This window comes from Pseudomonas retamae, from assembly GCF_043496865.1.
Taxonomy (GTDB): domain Bacteria; phylum Pseudomonadota; class Gammaproteobacteria; order Pseudomonadales; family Pseudomonadaceae; genus Aquipseudomonas; species Aquipseudomonas retamae.
In genome coordinates this window covers 1-1,167 of sequence record NZ_JBIEIL010000033.1, presented here as the reverse complement: position 1 = coordinate 1,167, position 1,167 = coordinate 1, and the positions used below count along the sequence as shown (strand labels likewise).

Sequence of the window (1,167 nt, the reverse complement as noted above, 5' to 3'; positions counted from 1 at the left end):
TTTCACCAAGCTTTTTAGGCCGTTTTGCTGACGTAGTTCGTCTTCGTTTTCATCAAGGCAAACGCAATGCGAGCGAGTTTACGTGACAGAATCACCAACGCTTCAGTGGTGGCCTTGCCCTTGTTTCGGTAGTGCTCGTAGGTTTCTTTCCAAGCTGCTGATCGACTGGCTGACATCGCAGCGTTATGCAGCAGCCTGCGAACTTCTGAGCAACCGCGCTTGGTTAGACGACGCAGACCTGTTTTCTCGCCGGAATCGGCGATCCTCAAGTCCATGCCAAGGAAGGCAATGTAAGCATCACTGGTCTTGAACTCGCCACGCATAAATGCCATTACCAAGGCTGTGGCTGTCAGAAAGCCTATGCCCTCGATAGCTTGGCAACGAGCCACCTGCTCAACTAAACCCGCCTCTTTGAGCAGGTCTTTAAGCTTCCTTTGAACCAGCAGATCCAGCTTGTCCATGTGCTGAGTTAAACTTTTGAATTCCGTTTTCAGCAGGCTTTCATTTTTCCAACTCTGGTTCAGCGAAGCGCGCATTGTGACAAGCGCAGCCCTGCGTCGCAAAAGGCTTTGCAGCTTGCCATACACGGCTGGCGGCGGTGTCCAGGCTCGAAGCTCGCGGCCCTCTCGCTCCAGATAACGGGCAAGCAAAGCAGCATCACTGGCGTCGGTCTTGGAGCGGCCACCGATACCTTTTCGGTAGTTGCTCAGTTGAAATCCATCGACAACATAGACTTTGAAACCTTTCTCATGCGCCATCTCCACTATGTCCAGGTGGTAGACATTAGTGGCTTCGACGCAAAGGGAAGTATTGGCCGGTTGCTGTTTGAGCCACTGTTTGATTTCAGGCTTGTTATTGGTCAGTGACGTTTGCGTGCCGCTGCTTTGGAAATGAATAACCAGCTCAGCCTTGGCAACATCGATGCCGACGATAAATTGGTTCGCTTCCATTGCCATGCTTCGCACTCCCGCTGTAAGGTTTTTCCACTCGAAGGGTTTTCACCAAGAGGCGCAGGCTTGTTTCTATCGTCGCTGAAGAGAACGAAGCATTCTTTATCGGCGCTTTGGTGGAAGGGGTGGGGCGATGTCTCCCACGGTCTGTACTGCGGCTAACAGTCAGAAGCCAGCTTGAGGTCCCACCCACCCCTTCGAGTCCTACCATACAAGC

The 1,167-nt window shown here is 52.4% G+C and carries 1 protein-coding gene; it reads right to left on the bottom strand.

The features are described 5' to 3' along the window. Positions 1-14: 14 nt before the first annotated feature. Positions 15-956: an IS110 family transposase gene (locus ACGSLL_RS28230; protein WP_394508685.1), complete on the bottom strand. Its 942-nt coding sequence runs from the start codon at positions 954-956 to the stop codon at positions 15-17. Positions 957-1,167 lie beyond the last annotated feature (211 nt).